The following is a 5,307-nucleotide window of genomic DNA, read 5'->3' as shown; positions in this document are numbered from 1 at the left end:
CGACATGGAGAGCGATTCCTTCACCGGCGGGCGCGACATTGCCCTTATGGCAAGGGGCGGAAAGACCTGGGCCTTTATCGCGGCAGGCACGGAGGGCTGGCACACGGCTGACGTAACGGACCCCACAAGGCCGGTTCTTCTCCACACTCACAGGCCGTCACCGCAGTTCTCCTTCCGCGGTGTGGCAATCGATGCAGATACCAACATCCTTGCCGTGACGGACAGTGTGAGTATTTACGGCGGCGGCCAGTATGGTTACGTGCGCTTTTATGACGTGAGCGATCCGGCCAATCCCGACTACATAGGGCAGGAACAATTGGCTGAGGCCTGGAGCGGCCTGCCTGGCCGTGTGGCGATTTATAATGGCCATGCCTATGTGTCCACCGTCATGACCGGCCTTCACGTCGTCGATATCACCAAAGCAAGGGACTACAGCAAAACAACGAGGGGCATGGCCATTACAAGCCTCTTCGATACGAACGGACTCGGCTACGGCCAGCCGGGAGATATTAACGTCTTCAGCAACAAGGCAACGCTCACCACGTCAAAGGGCTACCTCGTTGTTCTCGACCTGACGGTGCCGAGCTTCCCGCAGGAACTGGGCCACGTCGAACCGTCAGACACTTACGACGCCTTCCGGGCAGCGGCCGTCGATGGCTATAACTACACCGACTCAAGCGGCCTCACACAAGTCATGGATCTGGCTGTGACAGCCAGCAAGACAGGCGGCGTTCACACTGTCGATCTGACAAACCCCTATACGCCGACGGTCATTGGCACCGTAAAGAATGAAGACGGCACCATTTTCAAGGCATTTGCCAGTGACATTGCCATCAGCAGAAACTCGGGCCTTGCTTTCATCACCTCCGGCGGGGCAATCTATGTCATCGATATTAAAGACCCCTTTAACCCGATAATGCTTAACAAGATCGATGCAGCGCCTGTAGGTGAAAACGGAGTTATCGATGAACTGCTGGGCGAAGTCAAAGCCCTCGTTGAAAAGGACGGCTGGGTGTATCTGGCTAGTACCGATGGGGGGCTTCGGGTGCTGGATCTGGACCCGGTGTATCTTGAGTTGTATTGTGAAGATGATATACTTGGTAATGATCCTTTCTGTCATGATTATTATCCAGCGCTGGGTGCAAAGACAATAATTATTCGGGGGTACAAAGAAGGTTATGTAGCTTTTGATAAAAATGATGAGGCAAAACTTAAGGTTAATGATAATCCGAGAGAAAAGTCTTTCAGGCTAACGCCATTGCCAGGTTATGCTTGTCCTGAAGGGTCAACAGAAATTGCCCCCTGTGCTGTTTTTAAAAATATTTCTGCCTCCGGCATCAGCATTGTTATGATGAAACTGGAGACAGATCAAGGTTACGACAAGGAGACAGTCAATCTTGATTTATACATCCAGAACAAGGACGGTGAAGAAACACTGATAAAAGGCGGATTATCTAAAGATGCCCGGGAAGTGCTTCCCATCAATGTGAGGCACAACGGGAATGTGACACTCGGTGAGGTATTAGGCGGAACGGCTGTCTTTGTTGCCGACAAGATAGAGAGCAAATCAACAGGGGAAACACCTGACAAGCAGGGCTTTGATTTCGTACAGGAAATGCTTAATCAGGTTGTATCGAGGAAGCGTAGCGTCACAAACTATCGCCTTGTGCCTGAGGATGGTACTTTTAATGATTATGATTTAATTGAAGCTATTTCTGTTTTCAAAAGTGAGTTTAATATGGGAGGTATCAGACAGTATGGTTCTAATACCGATGTGAGAATAGGAAATACGAAAGTCAACATAGCTTATGACGAAAATGGAAAGTTTAAAGAGTACGTTTCCGATTCAACAGATCCGTCGAACAGCGATGATACGACCAATATCTTCAGGAAAATGATGAAAGATTATGGTAAGAGAGATACGGCTTCAAGCTACCTCTGGCTGAACAAGATTGTTGACAAGGGATTGCTTGTCGGTCAGACGGAAAGATCAAAGCGAATGTTATCTATTTATCCCGATAATCTTATAAATAAGGGGCCAGGTGATGTAACTGGTGGAGAGGATACGGGGCTTTATGAGTTGTATAGCAATGTGATTGCGCCGTTCATTGACGGGATGATTGCTAGAGCCAAGGAGTTTGAAAGTGCAACTGATTTTAACAATCCAACAGGTAGTTGGCAACCGCGCAGTAATAATGCAGAGCAAACAACAGGCGTTAGTTATTGCTTTGGTTGCCGTGACTCAGTTGAAGAATTTAAAGAGACAGTGTCATCATGTAAGGCACCAGCTTCACCATCGATACGTGATAGCTATTTTGAAAGAAATTTTGGAGCAACATCATTAGGTCGTGATCAAGGTAGTAAGTGGGTTGCAATAGGATTACCTAATGGATTTGCCGGATATGCAGGAAACTCTAATGATTCAGCAGGTGCAAACTGTGAATTAACGGGGACAAAGAAGTTGCCCGGTTTATATATGGGGGAGTGGAAGGCGAGAACCAGCGATAATAAAGTCAGGTATAGGGTTGGAGAAAATTCTAAACTCATCCCCCTTGAAAAATATAATGAATTTGAACCGAAAAACTGGTCAGGTATTGATTGCAGTGGGTTAGTAACGCATAGTATACTTGGAGGGTGGAATGTTTTTGATGATAATAGTGATGTAAAGAAGTCAATGCAATTAGGTGTCACTGAGGGTATAACATTTGATATGAAATATAATAACGGTAAGCCAAAAGTAACCAATTATTGGGCAGTAAGTACTTATTGGAATCCTGTTGGTACCTCAAAGAAGATGGTTTATGAAATAAAAAATAAAAGAAATAAGACTGAGAAAATAGAAAAAATGAAAAGAGGAGATTTGGTACGCTATAAAAGGGATCCACATATTACTATGGTTTATGAAGATCCTGTATGCATAGGCAAACAATGCAGGTATAAAATCATTCATGCTTATGGGTGGCGATATTACTATCCATTGAATGAAAAAGGCAAAGCATCTAATAGAGGTGTTTTTTCAAGAAAAGTAGTAATTACGGAACAGAATATTTCATCAAAACCTGTTGGCTTTGGAAGAGTCATGTTATGGGATTAATGGAGACGATTATGTCGAAAAAAATAATTTTACTTCTAGTATTTTTATTGCAAATCTTAATTGCAGGTCGGGCTGTAGCAGGATGGGGAGAGGCTCAGTTAATTGTTACTATGCCTTTTGGTAATAAACTAGGGGAAATGGGGATAGATTCCAGTGACTCTGGTGAATGGTTTACAAAGTCATTTGGTGTGAGTGGAAATGGCAAAATAGTTATAGGGGATGAAATTAATAAGGTAATTCATATTTTTAATTCTGATGGGAGTTTTTTTAGGGATATAGAAAAGCCCTTTGTCGAGAATTTTCTATGGCCTGGTAAAGTTTTTGTGGGTGATAATTGTATTTCTGAAGGATTTATTGAAACTACACATACATTTAATATAGAGTCTGGTGATCTTATTGGTAAAGCTCAAAACATGGGGGGAATAGATTACATCGTACCAGATTGTTCAAAAATCTATGTGGATTCAGAAAACGGTTGGATTGCCTATACCCCAACTGGTGAAATTGTCGAAACATTTCCATCACAACCTTATTTTTTAGGTAAATATAATAGGCCTAAAAGACAAGCAAATGGAAATTATCTGACTGTTATTGAATACGGTGATACGGTGTTTAATATAAGGCAAACGGAATATGTTGAAGATTATTTGCGGGACAATTCAGGTAGATTGAATGTAGTGCTTGTTGCCGGAGAGGGAGATACGGCACATCAGCAGGTTTTGAAATATGATCGTTGCAGTAAAGTAGCAGGACAGCTTGATCTACCGGTAGATACGATCGATCAAGAGATTGTTATCGAGCTTGCACAGCCGGGTACATTGGAGGGTGCAACACTTCCCGATATGTCGCAATATGTCGAGTATGGCAAGCCTCTAATTACTTCTAATGGTGATGTTTATGCATGGAAACGTACACCGGAAACTTTTGGTGTTGTTAAATGGGCCTGGACTGATTCACCTGATGATCCAAAAGGTGGCCCTGACATGCCGGAAGAGTTTCAGGCACTGCCTTCAACATCTGGGATTTACCTCACATGGAATCCTTCACCTCAAGACCCCGGATGTGTAACGGGGTATGATATCGAAAGGGCGACTTCAGCGACAGGTGTTTTCAGCAATGTGACGACTGTACCGCTTGATGAGAAGCAGGCCTATAGTTTTAACGATACCGGCGCTACTGCCGGGGCAACATGGTATTACCGCATAAGTGCAACATCGGATATCGGCAATTCCGACCCTGTAGAGGTCAATGCAACAAGGCCGTAAGGGTTGCAATTAATAGAATCAAAAGAAGGGAGCAGATTATATTCTGCTCCCTTCTTTCGTTTCGGGTTGCCGAAGCATATTTGCAAGCAATGCGGTTCAAATGCAGGAATCGGCATTTACCCTTACTAACAATCTTTTGCTTTTGCTCTTTGATAATTAAATATTGAAAGTACCTTGCCGACGCTGAAGGCAACCTGCTCGTTATCGAGGCGGGGGGACTGTCCCGTACCGTGCCTGTAGAGACTTCAACTGCAAATACAACTGATTTTGAATCCATAATCCCCACAGACATGGCTCTTATGAGGGCTGTTAATATAGATCTTTCGGGGGAAGTGTTGACTGCTTCTGCTGAACTTTCCATTCCGCTGCCTGATGGTTTTAATTCGTCAAATCCCGTAATTGTAGCAAGGCTCTTTGAGGCTGACGGTAAGAGGCTGCTTGAGATTGTAGCCACAGCAAATGTGACAGGGGGACTGATAACATCTCAAACAACTGATGTTGCAGGTCTTGCCCTGCCTGGCATTGTAAAGTCAGGCACTTATCTCTTTATCGAGACAGTGCGAGCTGTTGGTTTTATAAGGGGAACAGTAAGTGGTCTTGACGGCGCAGTTAAAGAGGGTGCTTTAGTAAGAGTAGCAGCTTCAACTATTGCCGATATTTCAAATGTCGGTGGGACTTATATTGTTGCGGCTCTTTCAGGCCCGTGGTCTGCCAGTGCAATTAACCGGACCACCAGAAACAGAGGATCCGCCAGCGGTACTTTAAGCACTAACAATGAAGTACAAACCCATAACATAAACATAACCTCTACACCACCGGTTGTCGTATCAATCAGTCCAACAAACGGTGCAACAGGAGCAGACGATAAAGGCCAGATTGTAGTCACCTTCAGTGAGCCAATATCCAAAGGCTCTGCCACAGATGGAGCAATAACACTGACAAATGCCG

3 protein-coding genes are annotated in these 5,307 nt (G+C 44.4%); all 3 read left to right on the top strand.

The window, feature by feature from the left end; genetic code table 11:
- Nucleotides 1-3,094: hypothetical protein (locus tag OEV42_21215; protein MDH3976790.1), on the top strand; the 3,094-nt coding region annotated here is incomplete at its 5' end.
- A gap of 11 nt (nucleotides 3,095-3,105) precedes the next feature.
- Nucleotides 3,106-4,359, top strand: a complete 1,254-nt coding sequence (locus OEV42_21210; protein ID MDH3976789.1) for a hypothetical protein — start codon at nucleotides 3,106-3,108, stop codon at nucleotides 4,357-4,359.
- A gap of 230 nt (nucleotides 4,360-4,589) precedes the next feature.
- On the top strand, nucleotides 4,590-5,307 hold a 718-nt coding region (locus OEV42_21205), incomplete at its 3' end, for an Ig-like domain-containing protein (GenBank protein MDH3976788.1).

The sequence above is a fragment of the Deltaproteobacteria bacterium genome, assembly GCA_029860075.1.
Taxonomy (GTDB): Bacteria; Desulfobacterota; JADFVX01; order JADFVX01; family JADFVX01; genus JAOUBX01.
This window is presented reverse-complemented; position numbering and strand designations above follow the sequence as displayed.